This window comes from Vibrio cincinnatiensis, from assembly GCF_022113815.1.
Classification (GTDB): Bacteria; Pseudomonadota; Gammaproteobacteria; order Enterobacterales; family Vibrionaceae; genus Vibrio; species Vibrio cincinnatiensis_A.
In genome coordinates this window covers 12,723-35,951 of the sequence record NZ_SGOM01000005.1, presented here as the reverse complement: position 1 = coordinate 35,951, position 23,229 = coordinate 12,723, and the positions used below count along the sequence as shown (strand labels likewise).

Genomic DNA, 23,229 nt, shown 5'->3' with positions numbered 1-23,229 from the left:
CCTTCTCTGTTGGGCCTTATAACAGGCGTTTCCGCTGACTGGATGGCGCAATGGCCAACGACTCACGGTACTTGGCAATCGTCCGTCTTGCCACTTGAATCCCTTGATCAGCGAGTAGGGCCGCAATTTTACTATCACTTAATGGTTTTGCCGGATTTTCCGCTGCCACCAGTTTTTTGATCAGTGCACGAATTGCGGTTGATGAACATTCTCCACCATTGTCTGTACTGACATGGCTTGAGAAAAAGTACTTCAATTCAAAAATACCACGGGGAGTATGCATGTATTTCTGAGTGGTGACTCGAGAGATGGTTGATTCATGCATTTCTACCGCTTGCGCGACGTCATTTAGGACCATCGGCTTCATGGCTTCTTCACCATATTCGAAGAAATCGTGTTGATGTTCAACTATGCACTTGGCAACTTTGAGCAAAGTCTCGTTTCGACTTTCCAAACTCTTAATTAACCATTTTGCCTCTTGCAAATTAGAACGGATATAGTTGCTATCGGCATTGTTGCCGCGAGCAAGGCTGGCATATTGTTGATTGATCTTTAAGCGTGGAACGCTATCTGGATTAATTGTAACTTGCCATTTGCCTCGTTCTTTATAAACGGAGACATCTGGGACGACATATTCTGCGTGATCTTGAGAAATGCGGTTTCCAGGCCTTGGATCAAGTTGTTGTATCAATTGCAATATTTCACGCAGCTCTTCTTCTTTGAGCTTACTCTCTTTGACTATTTGCTTAAAATCGCGGTTGCCGAGTAAATCAATATAATCTCTGAGCAGCATTTTTGCTTCAGCAAGCCAAGGAGTGTTGTCTGGATAGGTCGCCAGTTGCAGTAATAGGCAGTCTTGTAAATTTAAAGAGGCAACACCAAGTGGGTCAAATTGTTGGATACGCTTCCTGACGGCTTCAATTTCATCCAGTTCCACCTCTTCCCCATTGAAGCTGTCTAACAGCTCTTCAAGCGGCGTTGTGAGGTAGCCGTAGTCATCAATGGCATCGATAATCGCATGAGCGATGGTGCGGTCTGTGTCACTAAATGGGGTTAAGCCGAGTTGCCATATTAGGTAGTCTTGCAGAGTTTGAGTGGTTTCCCCTTGGTATACGGGCATGTCATCATCCAGAGCAATACCTGTACTGCCGGTATTGGCACTGTAGACATCGTCCCAAGTGGTGTCGATCTCCAATTCTGCGCTGATCTCTGATTTTTCGATCAACGCTGAACTGTCTTGAGGTTCTGATTCGCTGATATCAGCACTGACCTCGGAGTCCTCATTGCGAGATGATGCATTGTCTAGCGTTGGTAACTCGTCAGTCGATTCTTCAACATCCAATAGTGGATTGGACTCTAATGCTTCTTGAATCTCTTGCTGAAGATCTAATGTAGACAGTTGCAGTAAGCGTATCGCCTGCTGCAACTGAGGAGTCATCGCTAACTGTTGACCAAGCTTAAGCTGTAATGAGGGTTTCATTCAGTATTAACTACCTTGTTTTAGTGATACCTTGTCTAACATTTATCGTACTGAAGTGATCATTCGGTTTTCTGTGGCCACGCATAGGTGGGACAGTTTTCAGGATTCCTCCATTTATCGCTTTGCTGTTAAGCGAACGATAAGTGATGAGTTACTTTAATCATAGACGGAATTGTTCGCCAAGATAAACCTGTTTTACCTGTTCGTTGTTAAGAACATCATGCGGTGTTCCTTCGGCAATCAGACGGCCTTGGCTAACGATGTAGGCTTTTTCACAGACGTCTAATGTTTCCCGTACGTTGTGGTCCGTAATCAATACACCTAATCCTCGATCACGCAGGTGTTCAATGATTTTTTTTATATCAATGACGGAGATAGGGTCAACGCCAGCAAACGGTTCATCTAGCAAAATAAACTGTGGGTTGGCAGCTAATGCGCGAGCGATTTCGACTCGGCGGCGTTCTCCACCAGACAGCGCCATTCCCGCACTGTGACGAATGTGCTGAATATGAAACTCTTCGAGGAGATCTTCGAGTTTGTCTTGTCGTTCTTCTCGAGTCATTTCTTCACGGGTTTGTAGGACGGCCATAATATTATCTTCAACGGATAACTTACGGAAGATAGATGCTTCTTGCGGCAGATAACCGATCCCCATTCGTGAGCGACTGTGCATGGGTAAGATGCTGATATCTTTACCATCGATACTGATGGTGCCTTCATCCCGTGCGACTAAGCCGACAATCATGTAGAAAGAGGTCGTTTTTCCCGCACCATTGGGGCCGAGTAGGCCAACAATTTGCCCTGATTCCACTTGTAAACTTACATCGGAAACGACTTTGCGTTTTTTATAGCTTTTGGCTAAATGTTCTGCTTTAAGTATGGCCATAGTTATTCTTGCTGTGCGGCTTGAGGTTGAAGAACCGTGGATACACGCCCACTGCCTTGACTGTCAGCGATCAATTTTTGTGAAGAGATCTTATAGCGAATTTTATTACCACGAATTTGGCTGTCATCTTGTGACAACATGGCTTGTTCAATCATGGTTAACTCATCTTCCGCCATCGCGTAGTGAAGTTGTTTGGCTTCACCGTACAAGGTTTTCCCTTCATCGGTAAGCTGAGAAAAGGTGGTGAGGTTACCATAACCTTCGATCTTTTCTATCTTCCCGTTTTGTGGGTTACGTATCACAATCAATTTATCGGCACTAATGTTAATACTGCCTTGCTTTAGCTTAACGTCACCAATGAAGGTGACGCGATTGCTTTTCATATCCAATTGTTGGCTATCCGAGTCAATATAGACTGGCTGTTGAGTGTCTGTTGAGAGCGCCAGTGCAGCCCCTGATGCGAACAAACAAGCAATAAGACTAAGGTGTGAGAGTTTCATATCTACCTTGTACATGGTTATACAGCACAGCCGAGTGATTGGATAAGTTCCCCTTCATCGCCTGCCCTAATGTTTTAAATTGTGAGCCAACCAGTTCAACTTGACTGTCTGCCCAAAAATCACGGCTCTCGAGTTGAATACTCAACTTTGTTGTGGTGAGTTGATCAAAACCTGAATCTTCTAATAGGTTGTTGGCCACCACTTCATCATAAAGGATTAAAACTTGATCCTTGGTGAGGATGCCGCGTTTTGCTGTGACTTCCCATTCTTGTTTGGTTCCTTCACGGAATACTTTGAGAACGGGGTATTCAAAGGTAGTGCTACCACTGTTCGCATAATAATCAAGATGTTGCGAGGTAATTACATAGCTGCGTACACCTTGTTGATTGTAAGAGACGTTATCGAGTGATTGGCCACTGAACATGGGTAACTCGAAATTCGGTGCAACTTGAATTGCCGTACTTTCGTTTTTGTCCAATAGATAGTAGCCAGACCAAGCGGCAATAAAGAAAAGGCAGAGATAAAGAACACGAGTCAAACTCATATACTCAAGCCTTTATGCTGATCCAGTTCATTACGTGCTTGTAAAATTAAATCACACACTTCTCGTACCGCGCCATGACCTCCTTTAATTCGGGTCACATAGTTAGCTCGCTGAGCTAACAGAGGATGGCCATCGGCGACACAGACTTTGAGCGCGACTTTTTCCATCACAGGCCAATCTATTAAATCATCTCCAATATAACCTGTATTTTCTGGTTTGATCGTCAGTTTTTGACAAATATCGTAATAAGCGCTTAATTTGTCATCTTGCCCTTGATAAATCAGTGAAATGCCCAACGCTTTCATTCTATTTTCGACAATTTGTGATTGGCGTCCAGTAATGATAGCGATCTGGATACCGGCATTCATCAGTGATTTTACTCCATACCCATCACGAGTATGGAAGGTTTTGAGTTCTTCACCTTGGTTGCCCATATAGACAAGGCCGTCGGAAAAAACTCCATCCACATCACAGACTAACAATTGGATCTGCTGCGCAATTTCAAGGATGGAGGCTTCAACTGGGCCATAAAGTGTGTTGACCTGTTGGGACATTACATGACTCCTGCTTTTAGCAAGTCATGCATATTTAACGCTCCGACTAACTTGTGGTTGTCAACCAGCATCAAGCCACTAATACGCTTCTCTTGCATTAAGTTTAATCCTTCGACAGCGAGAATATGAGGAGAGGCAACCACAGGGTGCTGTGTCATGACCTCTTGGATCTTCGCCGTATGGATATCAATCCGCTTATCTAAGATACGGCGTAAATCACCATCGGTAAAAATACCCAATAATTGATCATGTTCATCGACGACAGCGGTCATACCGAGGCCTTTTTGGCTGATTTCCAGTAGCGCATCGCGGATCAATGTTGTGGGCGACACTTTGGGTAAATCGTCTCCCTGATGCATGATGTCCGAGAGTTTTAATAGCAGTTTACGCCCGAGTGCTCCACCGGGATGTGAGAGTGCAAAATCTTCTGCGGTGAATCCTCTTGCTTGGAGTAAGGCGACCGCCAAAGCATCCCCCATGACTAGCGTCGCGGTGGTGCTGGTTGTGGGAGCCAAGCCAAGAGGGCACGCTTCTTTAGGTACAGTGATTTGCAGGTGAAGATCTGCCAATTTAGCCATATTGGATTGTGGGTTGCCCGTCATACTGATGATGCGATTATTCAGTCGCTTAAGTACGGGGAAGAGGGCAAGGATTTCAGATGACTCACCAGAGTTGGAGATCGCTAAAACGATGTCTCCTGTATCGATCATACCTAAATCACCGTGGGAGGCTTCGCCAGGGTGAACAAAAAAGGCGGAGGTGCCTGTACTGGCTAAGGTGGCGGCAATTTTTTTTCCGATGTGCCCTGATTTACCAATGCCCATTACCACGACTTTGCCCGTTTGGTTGGACAAAATCATTTGGCAAGCTTGGCAGAAGTCATCGTTAAAATATTGGTCTAATTGTTGTAATCCGGCGATCTCGGTAGCCAGCACTTGTTGAGCAGCACCTCGATAGTCAAAGTTCTCAAACATCTTTAACTCCTAAATAATTAAGCGGCCATATTCATCAGTAAATATCCTTGATAACCGAGGAACACGATAAATAAGATGGCACCTTCTAGGCGGTTAATACTTCGAGATTTACCTAATGCCATAACAACCAACAGTAATGAGACGCCTAGCATGACCCAAAAATCCCGACCCATTGCATTTTCACTGAGCATGGAAGGGTTCAATATACCTGGTAGCCCCATCACCGCTAAGATGTTGAAGACGTTGGAACCGATAATATTGCCGACTGCCATATCATCTTCCCCCTTTAAAACGCCAGCTAAGGAAGCGGCGAGCTCAGGAAGGCTGGTGCCGACCGCAATAATGGTTAAACCGATCACTAAGTCGCTCATGCCAAAGTGTTTGGCAATAATAACTGAATTATTCACCAACATATTGGCAGCAAAAGGCAGTAAAACTAGCCCGAATACCACCCACATAACGGCTTTTGCGTTGCTGACATCTTGAGGGATTTCAGACTCTCTTTCTGCTAATAAAATATCGCCTTTCTTCTGTTCTTTGCGGCTAATATGCAACATAGCAATCAGAAAAAGAGCAAATAGGGCAAACAGTAAAGCCCCTTCATAAAAGCCAAGATGGTTATTCCACAGCAGTGCACCTGCAATCAGTGTCACGATAATCATCAAAGGAAGTTCACGGCGTAATACTGTTGAGCTGATCGATAAAGGCTTAATTAACGCGGTTATACCTAAGATCAAAGCAATGTTGGCGATGTTGGATCCCAGCACATTGCCGACAGCTGTATCGGTTTTTCCACTCAAAGCGGCTGTCGCCGAGACCATCATCTCTGGTGCAGAAGAGCCCATCGCGAGAATGGTCATCCCTATTACTAAAGGGGAGATGCCAACATTTCTCGCAATCGCCGCTGATCCAAAAACCAGTTTATCTGCACTCCAAACGAGTAAAATGAGGCCGACAATGAGTAACGCAACAGCTTCGAGCATGACAATTCCTAGTTTGATGAAAAAACCGAATAAGTAACCGCTAATTTTGACGTGTTGATCACTAAAAGGGAAGTCGAAGATAGCATTTATTGTCTCATTTTCATGCATCCTTTGGCGTGATGGAGAAAATTCAGTGCCTTACACCTTATCTTACACTTTGTTACGGATTTTTTGAGTCATATCATTGGAAGTCAAACGTTGTTTGGCTTTAAGCGCAGAGAGTGATTGAGGGTTAGGAGTCACTGGGTGAGCGGGGATTTACAGATAAGTAATTGAACAGTGCTTTTAATTTGGCACCAATCTGCTTATGATTGCTCATCTTCTAGATGGAAATCGACAACAGCGAACGGTGAGTATGCCTGAAACCAATCTAGTTACCATCAATAATCTGACCTTTTCTCGATCAAACCGAGTCATTTTCGATGATATAAGTTTGCATATGCCGAAAGGGAAAATTACCGCCATTATGGGCCCTTCTGGGATAGGTAAAACGACCTTGCTGCGCCTGATTGGTGGGCAATTATTACCCGAGCAAGGTGAGATTTGGTTTGATGGTGAAAACATTCCTCGTCTAAGTCGACGTCAGTTATATCAAGCACGTAAAAAAATGAGCATGCTTTTCCAATCTGGCGCGCTTTTTACTGATCTTAATGTGTTTGATAACGTTGCCTTTCCTCTGCGTGAGCACACGCAACTTAATGATGCCTTTATTAAAACCTTGGTTATGCTGAAGTTGGAAGCGGTCGGGCTACGTGGTGCAGCACATTTAATGCCAAGTGAACTCTCGGGTGGAATGGCGCGTCGAGCCGCTCTGGCTCGTGCGATAGCGCTGGATCCTGAGTTGATCATGTACGATGAACCTTTTGTGGGACAAGATCCTATTACTATGGGCGTTTTGGTTGAGTTAATTCGTAATCTTAATCAGGCCTTGGGAGTGACTTCTGTCGTGGTTTCCCATGATGTACCGGAAGTGATGAGTATTGCAGACTGGGTGTATTTATTGGCCGACGGTAAAGTGATTGCTTTTGGTACACCGCAAGAGTTGGAGCAAAATCGCGATCCGCGAGTGCAACAATTTTTATGTGGTGAAGCTGACGGGCCTGTTCCTTTCCGTTTTCCATCTCAGTCAATAGAAAAGGATCTGTTTGATGTTGAATAATGGAAAGCAGTGGGTCACTGATTTTGGACGGCGATGCCTTGGTGTCAGTGAATCGTTTGGCCGAGCCAGCTTAATGTTGCTAGGGGCAATGACGGGACAACCTCGGCCTATTCAGCATTTACCTTTATTGATTAAGCAGCTATACAGTGTGGGTGTGCAATCGTTAGCGATTATTGTGGTGTCAGGCCTGTTCATTGGTATGGTATTAAGCCTGCAAGGGTATGTGATTTTAGTTGATTATGGCGCAGAAACTAGCCTTGGTCAGATGGTCGCCTTGTCGTTACTGCGCGAGTTGGGACCAGTTGTTACCGCTTTATTATTTGCAGGGCGTGCTGGATCTGCGCTGACGGCTGAAATTGGTTTAATGAAAGCGACGGAGCAAATTTCTAGCTTAGAAATGATGGCGGTGGATCCGTTGAAACGTATCATTGCCCCTCGTCTTTGGGCTGGGCTTATTTCAATGCCGCTGTTAGCGATGATATTTATGGCGGTCGGTATTTGGGGCGGCCAGTTGGTTGGCGTTGAATGGAAGGGCATTGATTATGGTAGCTTCTGGTCAACTATGCAGGCTTCCGTTGAGCTGGGCGCGGATATTGGTAACAGCTTAATCAAGTGTGTGGTGTTCGCTATCACCGTCACTTGGATTGCGCTCTTTAATGGCTATGATGCTATTCCAACGTCGGAAGGCATTAGCCGAGCAACCACTCGTACCGTGGTTCATTCTTCTCTGGCAGTATTAGCGCTGGATTTTGTACTGACCGCACTGATGTTTGGGAACTAAACATGCAACAAACACGTAAACTAGAATTTTGGGTAGGCAGTTTTGTGCTAGCAGGAATTTGCGCAATTCTGGTGATGATTTTTCAAGTCGCTGACGTGAAAGGGCTTGGAGCCAACGATACTTATTCACTCACTGCAGAATTTGACAATATTGGTAATTTGAAAGTGCGTTCTCCGGTGAAAGTGGGGGGCGTTGTCGTTGGGCGAGTTGCTGCAATTAATTTAGACAGGCAACGTCTGTTACCTCAAGTGACCTTAGCGATTGATAGCCGTTATGATCAATTTCCTGAAACATCGAGTGTTCAGATTTTGACGTCTGGGTTGATTGGTGAGCAATATATTGGGTTAGTGCCTGGATTTGTCTTTGAGGATGAGCAGATGCTACAAGACGGAGATCGAATTGAAGATACCAAGTCAGCTTTGGTCTTGGAAGATTTGATTGGTCAGATTTTGTACAGTGTTGGCGGTGGTTCAAGTAACGATAAAGATGGGGAATAACCATGTTGAAACGTTCAATAATTCTATTCATGATGCTGCTGTACTCTTGGACAGCCATGGCGAAAGCGGGGATTGATCAGACGGATCCGTATTTAATGATGAAAGAAGTCGCTCAAGTTTCCTTTGATCGTCTTAAAGCTGATCAAACACGCATCCATGATAACCCTGAGCATTTGAAAGTGATCGTGGAAGAGGAACTCATGCCTTATGTCAATGAACAATATGCGGCATTAAAGCTACTGGGGCCTCATCTTAAAGGTGCAAAGCGAGAAGATGTGGGCACTTTTATCCATGCTTTTAGAGCCTATTTAGTGACCAGTTATGCTCAAGTACTGACTCAGTATAGTGATCAAGAGATTGTTTTTGGGCCTGAAACACCGATTCCAGATGATCGTAGAATTGCCAGTATAAAAGTTGAAATTATTGATACCCCTCGGCCTAATATCAACTTGGAGTTTAAGCTGCGTAAAGAAAAAGATGGGCAGTGGAAAGCTTTTGATATGATTGCCGAAGGCATCAGTTTATTGTCAAGTAAACAGTCGGAGTGGAGTGGAAAAATCCGTCAAGAAGGGATTTTAGCTGTTGCAAAAGAGCTTCAGGCTCTGGCTGATCACCCCATTCGTTTTGAGAGCAATACCCAATGAGTCATCCTCAGTGGCAGGTCATTAACGCTGAATCAGTTGTATTACGCGGCGCGTTAGACCGAGATACGGTTCCTCAATTATGGCCAGTGATTCAATCATGGCAAGCCAGTGCTCCTCAATGTGGTGTTTCTTTAGCCGAGGTCGAACGTATCGATTCGGCAGGCATGGTGATGTTAATTCACTTAATAGAGCATGCAAAAACACAAAATTGTCATATAATGCTGAATTTTGTGCCCCAACAACTGCGCACATTATTTCAGTTGAGCAACATCGAAACCATGATGGCTCAACATATTAACCATCAGCAGGAGTGAATTGTGGATAGCACACAAGTACAACAAATATTAGAACAAGCACTCAACCTTCAAGAGCTTCACGTAAAAGGTGAAGGAAGCCATTATGAAGTCATCGCCATTGATGAAAGCTTCGAAAGTATGAGCCGTGTGAAGAAACAACAGCTGATCTATGCCCCTCTGATGGAGTATATCCAGCGTAATGATATTCATGCTGTTTCGATCAAAACATTTACCCCCCAAGAGTGGGCGCGCAATAAGAAGTTGATGTCGCTGTAAGGTTTTTTAATGGAAAAATTTCGTGTTATTGGGTCTGATTCACCGCTACAAGGTGAAGTGACCATTTCTGGTGCAAAAAATGCTGCACTGCCTATTTTATTTGCTTCTATTTTGGCGGAAGAGCCTGTCGAAGTGGCCAATGTTCCGCACCTTCGAGACATCAATACAACGATGGAACTGCTTAAGCGCTTAGGTGCAAAAGTAGAACGTAATGGTTCAGTTCATGTTGATGCCAGCCAAATTGATCAATATTGTGCACCTTATGATTTAGTGAAAACCATGCGTGCTTCTATTTGGGCATTAGGTCCTTTGGTGGCTCGTTTTGGACAAGGGCAAGTTTCTTTACCTGGCGGCTGTGCGATTGGCGCTCGTCCGGTTGATTTGCACATTCATGGGTTAGAGCAATTAGGCGCGACGATTACTCTTGAAGATGGCTATGTGAAAGCACAAGTGAATGGCCGCTTAAAAGGTGCTCATATCGTCATGGATAAAGTCAGTGTAGGGGCCACCATTACCGTTATGTGTGCTGCGACCTTAGCTGAAGGAAAAACCACGTTAGATAATGCCGCTCGTGAACCTGAAATTGTTGATACTGCGAATTTTTTAAATACGTTAGGGGCAAAGATTTCAGGCGCAGGTACAGATACCATTACCATTGAAGGGGTTGAACGTCTTGCTGGTGGGCGACATGCAGTCGTGGCCGATCGCATTGAAACGGGAACCTTTTTAGTCGCTGCAGCGGTTTCTCACGGCAAAGTCGTTTGTCGTAATACAAAAGCCAGTTTACTTGAAGCGGTGCTGGCCAAACTTGAAGAAGCGGGCGCGGCGATCGAAACCGGTGATGACTGGATAAGCTTAGATATGACTGGGCGAGAACTGAAAGCTGTCTCGATTCGTACGGCACCTCACCCGGGTTTCCCCACTGATATGCAGGCTCAATTTACCTTATTGAACATGATGGCTAAAGGTGGTGGTGTGATCACCGAAACCATCTTCGAAAATCGTTTTATGCACGTGCCTGAGTTAATGCGCATGGGAGCAAAAGCCGAGATTGAAGGTAACACTGTGATTTGTGGGGATGTGGAATCACTCAGTGGTGCGCAAGTGATGGCTACCGACTTACGCGCTTCAGCTAGTTTAGTGATTGCAGGCTGTATCGCTAAAGGTGAAACCATTGTGGATCGTATTTATCATATCGATCGTGGTTATGAACGTATCGAAGATAAGCTATCTGCTTTAGGGGCTCATATTGAGCGAGTTCACGAGTCAAGCTAAACCGTTTGTCTCTTAATGGGCCGGAATCTAAGGGTTTCGGCTTTTTTATTCAAGCTCCTTTGGAGAATCTGGATGATTGCTTTATTGCGAATTGTAGCCGTAGCTCTGTTTGCGGTTTGTATGTTTATATTTGGGTGTGGGTATTGTTTATTTAGCCCTCGTAATCCTAAACATGTGTTTACCTTTGGCCGCATGTTTGCCGCCATGTCGAAAGTTTTTGGTATTACGTTGGAACTGCGCATTCCAGAAAATGCTTATCAGCGTGGTCAAGCGATTTATATTGCGAACCACCAAAATACTTGGGACCTTTTTACCGTATCTGCAGCGGTAACGCCGAAAGTTGTGACTGTGGGTAAGAAAAGCCTAGCTTGGATGCCATTGTTTGGTCAGCTGTATTGGTTAACAGGAAATATCTTGATTGATCGAGCGAATAAGTCCAAAGCGAAAGGGACGATTGATCAAGTGGTGGATAGCATGAACAACAGTGATGTTTCCGTTTGGATGTTTCCTGAAGGTACTCGCTCACGTGGCCGAGGGTTATTGCCTTTTAAAGCCGGAGCTTTTCATGCGGCTATTGGTGCCCAAGTTCCAATTATTCCTATTGTGTGCAGTTCAACCGATCAACTAAAACTTAACCGATGGAATAACGGGCATGTGATTGTGGAAATGCTTCCTCCTGTTAGTACGGAAGGTTTAGGCAAAGAGCACGTTCGTACGCTTTCTCAGCAGTGCCATCAAGATATGTTAGAGAAATTGACCGAGTTAGATGCTGAAGTCTCTATGCTTAATGGACCGAATGTTCATTCACATCAATAAATAAAAAAGGTTGCTTAAACGCAACCTTTTTTGTGCGCTATTGGGATTACTACTTACGTGCCGCAATGGCTTCGATTTCAATACCCACATCTTTTGGTAAACGTGCAACTTCAACACAAGATCGGGCAGGGTAATGAGCAACATTATGCTCATCGAAAAACTGTCCATAAACTTGGTTCACGGTTGAGAAATCATTTAAGTCCTTCACAAAGACTGTCATTTTGACAATATCACTTACCGTTAAACCGGATGATTCAACCACAGCTTTGACATTCTCTAAAGATTGGCGCGCTTGAGCAGCAATACCAGTAGGAATGTCGCCTGTCTCTGGGTTGACGGGGATCTGGCCTGAAGTCAGAACCATATTACCTAAATCGACACCTTGAACGTAAGGACCTATTGCGGCAGGCGCCGAGTCAGTATGCAGAACTTTTGTCATGCTGGTGATTCCATCTTGGTGATTAAAAAGAAGTTTTAGTGTGCCCTTAAAGGGGCATGAGGTAAAGGGACAAAGAGGCAGAATCGGTGCAAACTTGTCACTCCCGATGCGAGATCACATCGGGAGTGACGTTGAGTTTAGGCTTCGCGTTCAGTGACTACTTCGCGTGAAAACACCTTCTCACAATATTTACACTTCAAGCGAATATCGTGGTTTTTTTCAACGATGCGAAAGCTGCTTTCAACGGGTTCATTATGAGAAATACAGTTGCTGTTAGGGCAAGCAAATACATTATTGATCTTTTCAGGTAACTCAAGGGCAAGCTTTTTAACGACTTGATAATCTTCAATTTGATTGACCGTCGCATGGGGAGCATACAAAGCTAATTTGTTGGCTTGATCTTCACTGATAAAGACATTTTCGATTTTTAGTAAATCCTTATGCCCAAGAGCGGAAGAAGGAAGGTTTAAGCCAATAGTTACCCGCTGGTTAGTATTATGCATATCAAACAGTCTAAGCACTTTAATTCCGACTTTAGCGGGAATGTGGTCAATAACCGTGCCGTTTTTGATCGCTTCAACTTGCAGTTTGGTTTCTTTGTTCATCATAGGCTCCAATTACAGTGACTCATTTAACACAAGGGCGAGTAAGGCTTCACGAGCATAGACGCCATTTTCTGCTTGTTGAAAGAAGTACGCATGTGGCGTTTTATCGACATCGGTGGTGATTTCATCGACACGAGGAAGTGGGTGCAGCACTTTCATATTGTCACGCGCCCCTTCCAACAGTGATGCTGTTAACACATAGGCAGATTTGATATGTGCATATTCTGATTCATCAAAACGCTCTTTCTGAACTCGAGTCATATACAGAATATCGAGTTCGGGAATCACACTTTCCATATCATTATGGAAGCTGTATTGCAGGCCTGCTTCATCGAGTTCTTCACAAATATAATCAGGCATAGCCAGCGCTTCAGGTGCGATGAAGAAGAAACGGTTATTATCAAATTTTGCTAAGGCTTGGGTTAAAGAGTGAACCGTACGGCCATATTTAAGATCGCCTACAAAGGCGATATTGAGATTATCTAAACGACCTTGGGTTTCAAATAAGGTAAAGAGATCAAGCAAGGTTTGTGTGGGGTGCTGGTTTGAGCCATCGCCGGCATTAATCACGGGAACACCATTGGAAAATTCGGAAGCTAAACGAGCCGCTCCTTCTTGTGGATGACGAATTACAAAGGCATCCACATAAGCGGTGATCACTTGAACTGAGTCAGCAAGCGTTTCCCCTTTTTTGGCGAGTGAAGTATTGCCTGCACTATCAAAGCCAATCACACTGCCGCCAATGCGTTGAATTGCGGTTTCAAAAGAGAGGCGAGTACGGGTGGATGGTTCAAAGAAGCAGCTTGCGACGACTTTATTCTTTATCAATTCCGGCTTTGGTTCCGCTTTCAATTGGCTTGCGGTTTTGACTATTAATTCCAGCTCTGCTCGTGAAAGCTCAGAAATGGAGATAATGTGCTTTTGGTAAAGCGAATTCGCCATGATCTTCTTCCCTATCTTTTTTCTTTAAGCCATAAAAAAGCCTCCCGATCTGGGAGGCTATTCAATCTCTGGTAAGAGGAAATAACGCCACACAAAGTAAGCAGACTTGCTCACTAAAATGAATGTTAGCAACATGATGAATGTGGCTGGTTTCCATTGGCTACCCCTCAGACAAATTGCTGCGCATTATACGCCGAACTTTGGCTAAGGCAAGCGTTTGCTTTGGCTGTTTTTTGTGCGTAAATAAAGTGATTAGGCACCCAATGTGGCCACCATGACGGCTTTAATGGTATGCAGCCGATTTTCCGCTTGATCAAAAACAATCGAGTAGTCTGATTCAAAGACATCCTCCGTGACTTCTAAGCCGTTCATGCCATATTTCTCTGCGACCTGTTTGCCCACAGTGGTTTCATCATTATGAAAAGCGGGTAAGCAGTGCATAAATTTAACTTGAGGATTGCCTGTTGCTTGGATCACGTCCATATTAATTTGATAAGGTTTCATCAGGGCGACGCGTTCATCCCAAGCCGCTGCTGCTTCTCCCATTGAAACCCAAACATCAGTATAAAGAAAATCACAGCCATCAACGCCTTGTGCAACGTCTTCGGTCAGGGTGATGGTTGCGCCAGTGCTCTGTGCTATGGTTTGACAGGTCGTCACTAATGCTTCTTCAGGCCAAAAAGCTTTTGGGGCGACTAAACGAATATCCATCCCCATTTTTGCAGCGCCCACCATGAGTGAATTTCCCATATTGTTACGAGCATCACCGAGATAAGCAAAGCTAATTTGATGAAGTGGCCTTCCATGTGCGTGCTCTTGCATGGTGAGAAAATCGGCCAGAATTTGAGTAGGATGAAATTCATCGGTTAGCCCATTCCATACAGGGACGCCGGCGTATTGTCCTAATTCTTCAACAATTTTTTGCCCATAGCCGCGATATTGAATGCCATCATACATACGGCCAAGGACTCGGGCGGTATCTTTCATGGACTCTTTATGACCGATTTGTGAGCCAGAGGGGCCGAGATACGTGACTTGAGCCCCTTGGTCAAAGGCGGCAACTTCAAATGCGCAGCGAGTTCGTGTAGAGGATTTTTCAAAAATTAGGGCGATATTTTTACCGAGTAAGGTTTTTTGCTCGGTGCCAGCGTATTTTGCCTGTTTCAATTCAGCTGAAAGGTTTAATAGAAACTGGATTTCTTTAGGGGTGAAATCAAGCAGTTTGAGAAAATTACGATGACGTAAATTAAAAGCCATACCCAGTCCTTAGTTGTCGAACAATAGTGGCACTAGTAAAGCATGAAAATACACGAAAAGTGAATAATTATTTTTAAGTATCCATGGCGAACAACTTTAGTTGTTCGCCATGGATGATTATAAATTCTCTTCCGCAAATTCGGCTAAACGGCTACGTACCACTCCATTAAGGTGGATGTTAGCACTGCCTTCAAAGTTTTTAAATCGCTCTACCATGTAGGTGAGCCCTGAGGTGACAGGAGTGAGATAGTGGGAGTCAATTTGCGCTAAGTTTCCAGAGCAGACAATTTTTGTGCCTTCGCCACAGCGAGTAATGATGGTTTTAATTTGTGAAGCGGTGAGATTTTGACATTCATCGAGCAATACAAAGGCATTTTGAATGGATCGGCCTCGCATAAAGTTAATGGATTTAAATTGAATGTTGGCTTTATCACAGATGTATTTGAGTGACCCCTCCGTACAGTGATCGTGTTTATGTAAGGCTTCTAAGGTATCGGTAATGGCGGCAAGCCAAGGCATCATTTTTTCTTCTTCACTACCGGGTAAGAAACCGATGGATTCACCAATGTCAGGGGTATTACGAGTCACGATAATTTTGTCGAACATTTTCCGTTCGATGGTTTGCTCTAAAGCCGCCGCCATGGCCAATAAGGTTTTGCCACTGCCCGCCGCACCGGTGAGAATCACTAAATCAATGTCAGGATCCAGCAAGGCATCGAATGCCATCGCTTGATAAATATTTTTCGGAGTGATGTCCCAGACCTGACGGTGCATCATGCGTTCTCGGCTTAAATCTCGCAGAGTGACAGACTCTGGCGTCAAACTTTCTACCCGAGCAGCAAAATCACTCTCTTCATCCAGAACGTATTGGTTTAAGTAAGTGGGTTCGAAAGGTTGTCGATCCAGTTTGTGAAATGTTTTGCCTGATAAGGTATAGCTTTCGACATTTTCCACGTTCTCCCAGAAATTTCCCGTACGGGTTTGAAAACCTTTAGTTAGATATTGCACGTCATCTATGAGCTGATCGGTACGGTAATCTTCAACAAACCGTACCCCTGCTCCTTTGGCTCGTAAGCGCATATTAATGTCTTTAGTGACTAATACCACCGCGCGGGGAGCCCGCTTATTTTGCAGGTGTAAGACGGCATTGAGAATTCGGTTATCCCCTTCTTTATCCGTGAAGGCTTTTACGGTTTCATGCACATCGTAGTCCGCTAAGATGGCAATCGTTCCTCCGCGTGTCCCTTGCTGCACCAGTGGAATTCCGGCAGAAATTTCATCGGGAGTGGCATCATGAAAGACGGTTTCTAAAGCTCGGATGGCAACACGGGCATCTCGGGCGACGTCGCGCTTGCTGTCTTTGATTCGATCAAGTTCTTCGAGGACGCTCATCGGAATGACCACATCGTGTTCTTGGAAGGAGTAAATAGCGAGTGGTTCATGGAGTAGGATGTTGGTATCCAGAACAAACAGTTTCCGGTCGGTATCGCCCATAAGCGTCTCCTTGCTACTGAGTAGCCTTGTGCAATGGATGTTTGTATTCACTTGCCAACAATCACCGTATGCTGGAGTCAGACTTTCGATCACTGTGGCCTGAAAACAAACCTGTGTTGATACTCTGCTTGAACTTACCTCCTTAGCGTAGCAGGTTACTCGCTTTCAAGGTGTGCTATCTGGCAAAGTATCGCAAAGTATTGATTCACCAATGACATGGAAATATGACCATTTAATGTCAGAGGGAAGATTGGGGAAAAAAAGCCGGGAATGGACGTGACCTGCTTCATACCTTCAAGTAAGATTAGCGGTCTTTTTCTGCACTGGAATAATAGAGCGATTAGACTTTTCTTTTAAATGTGTAGAGTTCTCAATAACTTTTATGTCTAATCCACATTGATGAGGTAGTCGATTAATGACTTTTGCTTTGGGGCAACGCTGGATAAGTGATACGGAAAGCGATTTAGGTTTAGGCACCGTAGTGGGTATGGATGCTCGCACGGTGACATTAATGTTCGCCGCATCAGAAGAAAACCGAGTTTATGCTCGTCATGATGCACCGGTGACACGAGTGACATTTAATGTGGGGGATAGCATTGATAGCCAAGAAGGTTGGTCACTCCATGTTGAGCAAGTCGTTGAAGATCAAGGTGTATTCACTTATCTGGGAACTCGTGAAGATACGGAAGAGTCGGGCGTAGCACTTCGGGAAATTTTCCTCAGTAATCAAATTCGTTTTAACAAACCTCAAGATAAATTGTTTGCTGGTCAAATTGATCGTATGGACAATTTTGTGCTGCGTTATCGGGCGCTGAGTAACCAATATCAACAACATAGAAGCCCGATGCGGGGGTTATGTGGTATGCGTGCCGGCTTGATTCCTCATCAGTTATACATTGCTCATGAAGTGGGGCGTCGTTATGCCCCTCGAGTGCTTTTAGCCGATGAAGTTGGGCTAGGTAAAACCATTGAAGCCGGCATGATCATTCATCAACAAGTGCTTTCTGGGCGGGCCGAACGCATTTTAATTGTGGTACCAGAAACGCTTCAGCACCAATGGTTGGTGGAGATGCTGCGCCGTTTTAACTTGCATTTTTCTGTGTTTGATGAAGAACGTTGTGTAGAAGCTTTTAGTGAAGCAGATAACCCTTTTGATACTCAGCAATACGTTCTTTGTTCACTCGATTTTCTACGTAAGAGCCGCCAACGCTTTGAGCAAGCATTAGAAGCCGAATGGGATTTGTTGGTGGTGGATGAAGCGCACCATTTGCAGTGGAGCCAAGAAAAACCCAGTCGTGAATATCAAGTCATAGAAGCGTTGGCTGAGCGAACGCCGGCGGTATTGTTGTTAACGGCAACGCCAGAGCAGCTCGGGCGTGAAAGTCACTTTGCTCGTTTACGGTTACTCGATTCAGATCGATTCTACGATTATGATGCTTTCGTTAAAGAGGAAGAGCAGTATGCCCCAGTCGCTGATGCTGTAAGTGCCTTACTTTCTGGTGCTGCACTCAGTAATGAGGCGAAGAACCAAATTGGTGAACTGCTGAGTGAGCAGGATGTAGAGCCATTACTGAAGGTATTAGAAAGCCAAGCAGATGAGCAGGAAAAAGTAACAGCCCGTGATGAGTTGATCAGTAATTTGATGGATCGTCATGGAACGGGACGAGTGTTGTTTAGAAACACTCGTGCGGCTATTAAAGGTTTCCCTGTACGTAATGTACATTTACTGCCGATGGTTATTCCTGAGCAGTACAGTACCTCTATGCGAGTGTCAGGGATGATTGGTGGCAAGCTAAGCCCTGAAGCTCGGGCGATGAAAATGCTCTATCCCGAAGAGATTTTCCAAGAGTTTGAAGGTGATGATGCGAGTTGGTGGCAATTTGATTCTCGCGTTAACTGGTTGATTGAGAAAGTTAAAGCCAAGCGTAGTGAAAAGATTTTAGTGATTGCCTCAAGAGCGAGCACCGCATTGCAGTTAGAACAAGCGCTGCGTGAACGGGAAGGCATTCGAGCGACCGTTTTTCATGAAGGGATGTCGATTTTAGAGCGGGACAAAGCAGCGGCTTATTTTGCTCAGGAAGAAGGCGGTGCGCAGGTTCTGATTTGTAGTGAAATTGGATCCGAAGGACGTAACTTCCAATTTGCTCATCAGTTGGTGATGTTTGATTTGCCATTTAACCCAGATCTGCTAGAGCAACGTATTGGTCGTTTGGATCGAATAGGCCAACAAAATGATATCGACATTTATGTGCCTTATTTACAAGGGACATCTCAGGCGATTTTGGCTCGCTGGTATGATGAAGGTTTGAATGCTTTTGCTGAAACGTGCCCAACCGGTCGAGCGGTGTACGATCAATTCTCTGAACGTTTGATCCCCATGCTCGCCGCAGGAGAAAGCAGTGAGCTCGATGCCGTTATTGAGGAATCAGCGAAGCTGAATAAGTCGTTGAAAAGTCAATTAGAGCAAGGGCGTGATCGATTGTTGGAAATGCACTCCAATGGGGGTGAAAAAGCGCAGCAAATTGCTCAGTCGATTGCAGAGACAGATGGGGATACCAACTTAGTGACGTTTGCGCTGAGTTTATTTGATACCGTTGGCCTTAACCAAGATGATCGTGGTGAAAATGCACTAGTCGTGACACCTTCTGAGCATATGATGGTGCCTAGTTATCCCGGTCTGCCTTATGAAGGGGCAACGATTACCTTTGATCGTGATACGGCTCTTTCTCGAGAAGATATGCACTTGATCAGTTGGGAGCACCCAATGATCCAAGGGGGCATCGATTTACTGATGAGTGAAGGGGTTGGGGTTTGTGCTGTTTCGTTACTAAAAAATAAAGCGCTGCCCGTGGGAACGATTTTGTTAGAGATGGTTTATCTTGTTGATGCTCAAGCGCCAAAAAGTAGTGGTATCAGCCGCTTTTTACCCCCAACGCCGATTCGTATTTTACTTGATGCTCGTGGTAATGATCTTTCTGCACAAGTGGATTTTGAAGCATTTAATCGTCAATTAAGCCCTGTAAATCGTCATTTAGCCAGCAAGCTCGTTAGCTCTGTTCAGGCTGAAATTCATCGTTTGATCACAGAAAGTGACACATTGGTGAGCGATAAAGTGATAGCGATTCGAGAGCAGGCTGAAAAAGAGATGCAACATAGCCTGAATGCGGAGCTTGAGCGTTTATTAGCGTTGAAGGCGGTGAATCCTAACATTCGAGATGAGGAAATTCGGGTGTTGGAAGAACAAATTGCTGCACTGACTGGGTATATATCACAAGCTCAATATCAATTAGATTCCTTGCGGTTAATTGTCGTCACACATAACTAATGGATGATTCTTAGCAATAAAGGCCTTCGAAATGAAGGCCTTTATTTTTTCTAGAGTAGAGCAATGATTACATTAACCACTTCCACCAAATAAATAGTGCAAGAAAGCCAAATAAATAGATAAGACCAACAAGGGATAGAGCTTTCAGCTTTGGCCCAACTTGTAGCGCTTTAGGCAGTGGGGTTCGGGTGACCAGAACATAATTTAACAGGGCAAAAACAGGAGTGGTCATAAAGGCCATCACCATTGCAAAGTCTAGCATAGGCATTAATGCGGAAGCCCAAAAGACAATAATTGCTAATGCCAATGCTGAAACAACAAACATCCATGACTGGAAAATACGTGGAGATTGCTGTGCTTGATTGTTCAGTAGTCGTTGAGATTCCGCAATGACTCGTGAATAGCCATCAATCACCGTAATCGTACTGCCAAAAATACAGAAAAAAGCGATGACAGCAATCAAGTATCTTGACCACTCACCAATGGTAGAGGCATACAGGCCAACCAATTGATGAGAAAAGCCCACTCCGGATTTAGATAATTCGATGCCAGTGCCATGAAGCACTAAGCTGCCCAATGCAAGAAAGACGATGGCTAAAATGGCCGTACCGATGTAGCCGACATTGAAATCAAATAAGGCGGATTGAGGGGTAACGGATTGCTGCTTGCGCTGACTTTTTAACCACATCGAGGTTAGGCTGGAAATTTCAATGGGGGCAGGCATCCATCCCATGGTTACGACAATAAAACCGATGGCGGCAATATTCCAAGGGGAAGGAGCTTGTGTTGCGATAGTGGCAGGTGCAGGATTGGTTGCCGCAATGAATACGGCGGTTAATGTGGCAAGAGTAAGCACCGCCATAATGGTTTTGGATAACACATCTAATGCTCGATAGTGTCCCGCCAATAGAATAACCAGACAAGTAATAAGAATCAGTGTACTTAACGTCGTCATGGATAGCTCAAAAGGAATAAAGTACCCCAGTAAACTGGCACTGAACATCAGCAATGCCGCCGTATTTACGATGCCAGAAAAGACACTGAGAATGGCAAAGATCCACAAGTATGGTTTGCCTAATTTAGCATACCCTTCGACTAAGCTGTCGCCAGTTCCCATGGTGTACTGTACGCTGGCTTTAAAGAAAGGGTACTTAAAGAGATTGACCAATAAGATTAAAGCGGCTAATTGCCAGCCATAAATAGCCCCCGCTTTGGTTGAAGCTACCAGATGCGAGCCCCCGACAGCGGCTGCGGCCATCATAATACCGGGGCCTAGCGAACGAATCAGTTGAGCGAAAGAGAGCTGGGTATTTGATGAATAAGGGACGGTATTTTCCATTCTTGTTCCTTATATACATTGGCTATTGCATGAGGTGATATGTCCATTGCCTCTGTGGTAAGCAGGCAAACACATGATGCGGTGTGTTGCTGCTAGCCTTAATAGCTGAGTATAAATTATGGTTGTGTTTGTTGGCGTTATTCCCCGAACGGTGCGATGCTGTTGGGTTGTTTTTATTGTCAATATGTCCTACCAATATCATACTTTGCTAAAGTGTCAATTTGTATTTACGTTGTTTGTTATACACTCCACCAGTCCAATTGTTCATGAGAAGAGGAAGTACTAAGCGGGGGTGGGGTGTTTCTGTAGCTGCAACGTTATCGTCTTTACGTATATAATGCAGCGTTTTGAGCAAATGAGATGTAATTGATGGCAATGATTGAGTACCATCCACCGACTGAACCGTGGATTGATGTGGTATACGAAGATGACCATATTCTGGCCGTCAATAAGCCATCAGGGCTACTTTCTGTTCCAGGTAAGCATGCTGAGCATTATGACAGTATGTGGAGTCGGTTGGTTGAGCGCTACCCTGAGATACAGGTAGTGCATCGGCTTGATATGTCGACATCAGGGCTAATGCTGTTTGCTAAAAATAAATACATGGAAGCGGCATTAAAAAAACAGTTTCAATATCGCTTAACCCATAAAGTGTATTACGCTCGGGTATGGGGGCAAGTAGAACAGACGCAAGGGGAGATAGATCTTCCGTTGATTTGTGATTGGCCCAATCGTCCGAAGCAAAAAGTCTGTTTTGAACATGGTAAAGCTTCAAAAACCCTCTATCAGGTAGTTAAACAAGAAGAGAAAACGGCCATTGTGCGTCTTTTTCCGATCACAGGACGCTCACATCAACTTCGTGTTCATTTGCTTGCGATTGGTCATCCAATTGTAGGAGACGAGTTTTATGCTTCTCCTGAAGCGTTAGCGTTTGCAAACCGTTTGGAATTGCATGCTGCTGAACTGAGTTTTTATCATCCGCGCAGTCATTGGTTACGAACCCTGTTCGTACCTTGTGATTTTTACCCTGAAGCTCAGGAAGAAATTTTAAGCCACTTTGATCCTGAGCGGAAATTACCCGACTACAAAACGCTGCCGCGACCATAATATGGGGGGGGATAGCGTAAGGAGAAGCTATGTCATTACCTAAGGTGGTTTTTTTAGATCGCGCGACGATTCCACGTCATATCTCGCTTCCTTCGCTCAGTTTCGCTCACCATTGGCAAGAGTATGAATTTACCTCACCAGAGCAAGTGGTTGAGCGCTTGGCGGGAGCAGATATTGCCATTACCAATAAGGTGGTGCTAACCGCGGATGTGTTGGTTCAATTACCTCAGTTACGCTTAATTGCGGTTTCGGCAACCGGCGTTAATAATATTGATATGGACTATTGTCGGTTACACAAAATTGCGGTGTGTAATGTGCAGGGGTATGCGGTTCAATCGGTTCCTGAACATGTGATCGGCATGCTGTTTGCTCTGCGACGTAATTTATTGGGTTACCATCAAGATATTGCGGCGGGTGAGTGGCAGCGCAATAAGCAGTTCTGCTTTTTTACTCATCCTATTGGTGATATCGCGGGCAGTACTATGGGAATCATTGGCACTGGAACGTTAGGCAAAGCAACGGCACAACTGGCGACAGCATTAGGAATGCAAGTGTTATTGGCTGAACATAAAGGCGCACAGCATTGCCGGGATGGATATACGCCTTTTGAGCAAGTCGTGGCGAATGCTGATGTGCTCTCCTTGCATTGCCCTTTAACGGAGTTGACTCACCATTTACTCAGTACTAAAGAATTTGCGTTGATGAAACCGAATGCTATTCTCATTAATACTGGGCGAGGTGGGCTAGTGGATGAACTGGCCTTAGTGGATGCGTTAAAACAGCGCCGTATTGCTGGTGCGGGGGTTGATGTGTTTACTCAAGAGCCTGCCGATAGAAACAACCCTTTATTGGCGAATATGGAATTACCCAACTTATTGCTGACGCCGCATGTGGCGTGGGGAAGTGACAGTGCTATCGAGCGGTTAGTGGCGATCTTAATCGATAACATTGAAGGGTTTGTCTCTGGTGAGTCTCGTAACCGTTTAGTCTAATCTAGCATAAACAATAAGGCAGCGAATTCGCTGCCTTATCATCATTTCATCAGTGAAAAGAGAT

Annotated in this window: 24 protein-coding genes; 11 read left to right on the top strand and 13 right to left on the bottom strand. The window is 44.7% G+C overall.

The genetic code is table 11. The features are described from left to right. Positions 1 to 16: 16 nt before the first annotated feature. The 7 genes from EXA13_RS07950 to EXA13_RS07920 all read right to left on the bottom strand — a co-directional run bounded on the left by EXA13_RS07950 (position 17) and on the right by EXA13_RS07920 (position 5,921). Positions 17 to 1,480, bottom strand: coding sequence for an RNA polymerase factor sigma-54 (locus EXA13_RS07950; protein WP_238132709.1), 1,464 nt, complete (start codon positions 1,478 to 1,480; stop codon positions 17 to 19). Positions 1,481 to 1,640: 160 nt separating this feature from the next. Next, complete coding sequence (gene lptB / locus EXA13_RS07945) at positions 1,641 to 2,366, bottom strand: LPS export ABC transporter ATP-binding protein (RefSeq protein ID WP_238132708.1); 726 nt, start codon at positions 2,364 to 2,366, stop codon at positions 1,641 to 1,643. Positions 2,367 to 2,368: 2 nt separating this feature from the next. Next, the gene (lptA, locus tag EXA13_RS07940) at positions 2,369 to 2,866 is read right to left on the bottom strand and encodes a lipopolysaccharide transport periplasmic protein LptA (RefSeq protein WP_238132707.1); all 498 of its coding nucleotides are present in this window, start codon (positions 2,864 to 2,866) and stop codon (positions 2,369 to 2,371) included. After that, a complete protein-coding gene (gene lptC / locus EXA13_RS07935) occupies positions 2,847 to 3,410 on the bottom strand; it encodes an LPS export ABC transporter periplasmic protein LptC (RefSeq protein WP_238132706.1) in 564 nt (187 codons plus the stop codon). Before lptC ends, lptA begins: the two co-directional genes overlap by 20 nt. Beyond that, on the bottom strand, positions 3,407 to 3,964 hold the full coding sequence (gene kdsC / locus EXA13_RS07930; protein WP_238132705.1) for a 3-deoxy-manno-octulosonate-8-phosphatase KdsC: 558 nt from the start codon (positions 3,962 to 3,964) through the stop codon (positions 3,407 to 3,409). Before kdsC ends, lptC begins: the two co-directional genes overlap by 4 nt. Beyond that, entirely contained in the window at positions 3,964 to 4,938 is a 975-nt protein-coding gene (gene kdsD / locus EXA13_RS07925) for an arabinose-5-phosphate isomerase KdsD (RefSeq protein WP_238132704.1), read from the bottom strand. The genes kdsC and kdsD overlap by 1 nt, the downstream gene beginning before the upstream one ends. A 17-nt stretch (positions 4,939 to 4,955) precedes the next feature. After that, positions 4,956 to 5,921, bottom strand: a complete 966-nt coding sequence (locus EXA13_RS07920; protein WP_238132703.1) for a calcium/sodium antiporter — start codon at positions 5,919 to 5,921, stop codon at positions 4,956 to 4,958. Between the two features lie 355 nt (positions 5,922 to 6,276). Between EXA13_RS07920 and mlaF the strand changes: the two genes are divergently transcribed. The 8 genes from mlaF (at position 6,277) to EXA13_RS07880 (ending at position 11,665) form a co-directional block, all read left to right on the top strand. Next, a complete protein-coding gene (mlaF, locus tag EXA13_RS07915; RefSeq protein WP_238132875.1) occupies positions 6,277 to 7,080 on the top strand; it encodes a phospholipid ABC transporter ATP-binding protein MlaF in 804 nt (267 codons plus the stop codon). After that, a complete protein-coding gene (gene mlaE, locus EXA13_RS07910; RefSeq protein WP_238132702.1) occupies positions 7,070 to 7,861 on the top strand; it encodes a lipid asymmetry maintenance ABC transporter permease subunit MlaE in 792 nt (263 codons plus the stop codon). Before mlaF ends, mlaE begins: the two co-directional genes overlap by 11 nt. A gap of 2 nt (positions 7,862 to 7,863) precedes the next feature. Continuing rightward, positions 7,864 to 8,358 carry an outer membrane lipid asymmetry maintenance protein MlaD gene (gene mlaD, locus EXA13_RS07905; protein ID WP_238132701.1) on the top strand — a complete coding sequence of 165 codons (495 nt, stop codon included), beginning with the start codon at positions 7,864 to 7,866 and terminating at the stop codon, positions 8,356 to 8,358. Positions 8,359 to 8,360: 2 nt separating this feature from the next. Beyond that, complete coding sequence (locus EXA13_RS07900; protein WP_238132700.1) at positions 8,361 to 9,002, top strand: MlaC/ttg2D family ABC transporter substrate-binding protein; 642 nt, start codon at positions 8,361 to 8,363, stop codon at positions 9,000 to 9,002. Continuing rightward, the gene (locus tag EXA13_RS07895; RefSeq protein ID WP_238132699.1) at positions 8,999 to 9,316 is read left to right on the top strand and encodes an STAS domain-containing protein; all 318 of its coding nucleotides are present in this window, start codon (positions 8,999 to 9,001) and stop codon (positions 9,314 to 9,316) included. The genes EXA13_RS07900 and EXA13_RS07895 overlap by 4 nt, the downstream gene beginning before the upstream one ends. Positions 9,317 to 9,319: 3 nt before the next feature. Then, positions 9,320 to 9,574 (top strand): BolA family iron metabolism protein IbaG, encoded by a 255-nt coding sequence (gene ibaG, locus EXA13_RS07890; RefSeq protein WP_238132698.1) that lies wholly within the window; start codon positions 9,320 to 9,322, stop codon positions 9,572 to 9,574. A 9-nt stretch (positions 9,575 to 9,583) separates the two neighbouring features. Then, the gene (gene murA, locus EXA13_RS07885) at positions 9,584 to 10,849 is read left to right on the top strand and encodes a UDP-N-acetylglucosamine 1-carboxyvinyltransferase (protein WP_238132697.1); all 1,266 of its coding nucleotides are present in this window, start codon (positions 9,584 to 9,586) and stop codon (positions 10,847 to 10,849) included. Positions 10,850 to 10,921: 72 nt separating this feature from the next. Then, positions 10,922 to 11,665 (top strand): 1-acylglycerol-3-phosphate O-acyltransferase, encoded by a 744-nt coding sequence (locus EXA13_RS07880; RefSeq protein ID WP_238132696.1) that lies wholly within the window; start codon positions 10,922 to 10,924, stop codon positions 11,663 to 11,665. A 49-nt stretch (positions 11,666 to 11,714) separates the two neighbouring features. On the opposite strand, the gene EXA13_RS07875 is transcribed toward EXA13_RS07880, so the two are convergent. The 5 genes from EXA13_RS07875 to EXA13_RS07855 form a co-directional block, all read right to left on the bottom strand. After that, the gene (locus EXA13_RS07875) at positions 11,715 to 12,104 is read right to left on the bottom strand and encodes a RidA family protein (protein ID WP_238132695.1); all 390 of its coding nucleotides are present in this window, start codon (positions 12,102 to 12,104) and stop codon (positions 11,715 to 11,717) included. A 137-nt stretch (positions 12,105 to 12,241) separates the two neighbouring features. Beyond that, entirely contained in the window at positions 12,242 to 12,709 is a 468-nt protein-coding gene (gene pyrI, locus EXA13_RS07870; protein ID WP_238132874.1) for an aspartate carbamoyltransferase regulatory subunit, read from the bottom strand. A gap of 12 nt (positions 12,710 to 12,721) precedes the next feature. Further along, complete coding sequence (pyrB, locus tag EXA13_RS07865) at positions 12,722 to 13,651, bottom strand: aspartate carbamoyltransferase (RefSeq protein ID WP_238132694.1); 930 nt, start codon at positions 13,649 to 13,651, stop codon at positions 12,722 to 12,724. Positions 13,652 to 13,903: 252 nt separating this feature from the next. Next, a complete protein-coding gene (locus EXA13_RS07860; RefSeq protein ID WP_238132693.1) occupies positions 13,904 to 14,908 on the bottom strand; it encodes an ornithine carbamoyltransferase in 1,005 nt (334 codons plus the stop codon). A 117-nt stretch (positions 14,909 to 15,025) separates the two neighbouring features. Further along, positions 15,026 to 16,402: a PhoH family protein gene (locus EXA13_RS07855; RefSeq protein ID WP_238132692.1), complete on the bottom strand. Its 1,377-nt coding sequence runs from the start codon at positions 16,400 to 16,402 to the stop codon at positions 15,026 to 15,028. Between the two features lie 415 nt (positions 16,403 to 16,817). On the opposite strand from EXA13_RS07855, the gene rapA reads away from it, so the two are divergent. Beyond that, positions 16,818 to 19,727: an RNA polymerase-associated protein RapA gene (rapA, locus tag EXA13_RS07850; protein ID WP_238132691.1), complete on the top strand. Its 2,910-nt coding sequence runs from the start codon at positions 16,818 to 16,820 to the stop codon at positions 19,725 to 19,727. Positions 19,728 to 19,794: 67 nt separating this feature from the next. Here rapA and EXA13_RS07845 read toward each other — a convergent pair whose 3' ends face one another. Further along, positions 19,795 to 21,066 carry an Nramp family divalent metal transporter gene (locus tag EXA13_RS07845; RefSeq protein WP_238115749.1) on the bottom strand — a complete coding sequence of 424 codons (1,272 nt, stop codon included), beginning with the start codon at positions 21,064 to 21,066 and terminating at the stop codon, positions 19,795 to 19,797. Between the two features lie 369 nt (positions 21,067 to 21,435). Here EXA13_RS07845 and rluA point away from each other — a divergent pair, with 369 nt between their 5' ends. Together rluA and EXA13_RS07835 are read left to right on the top strand one after the other, a co-directional pair. Next, positions 21,436 to 22,173 (top strand): bifunctional tRNA pseudouridine(32) synthase/23S rRNA pseudouridine(746) synthase RluA, encoded by a 738-nt coding sequence (rluA, locus tag EXA13_RS07840; RefSeq protein WP_238132690.1) that lies wholly within the window; start codon positions 21,436 to 21,438, stop codon positions 22,171 to 22,173. 29 nt (positions 22,174 to 22,202) lie between these two features. Next, a complete protein-coding gene (locus EXA13_RS07835) occupies positions 22,203 to 23,165 on the top strand; it encodes a D-2-hydroxyacid dehydrogenase (RefSeq protein WP_238132689.1) in 963 nt (320 codons plus the stop codon). Positions 23,166 to 23,229 lie beyond the last annotated feature (64 nt).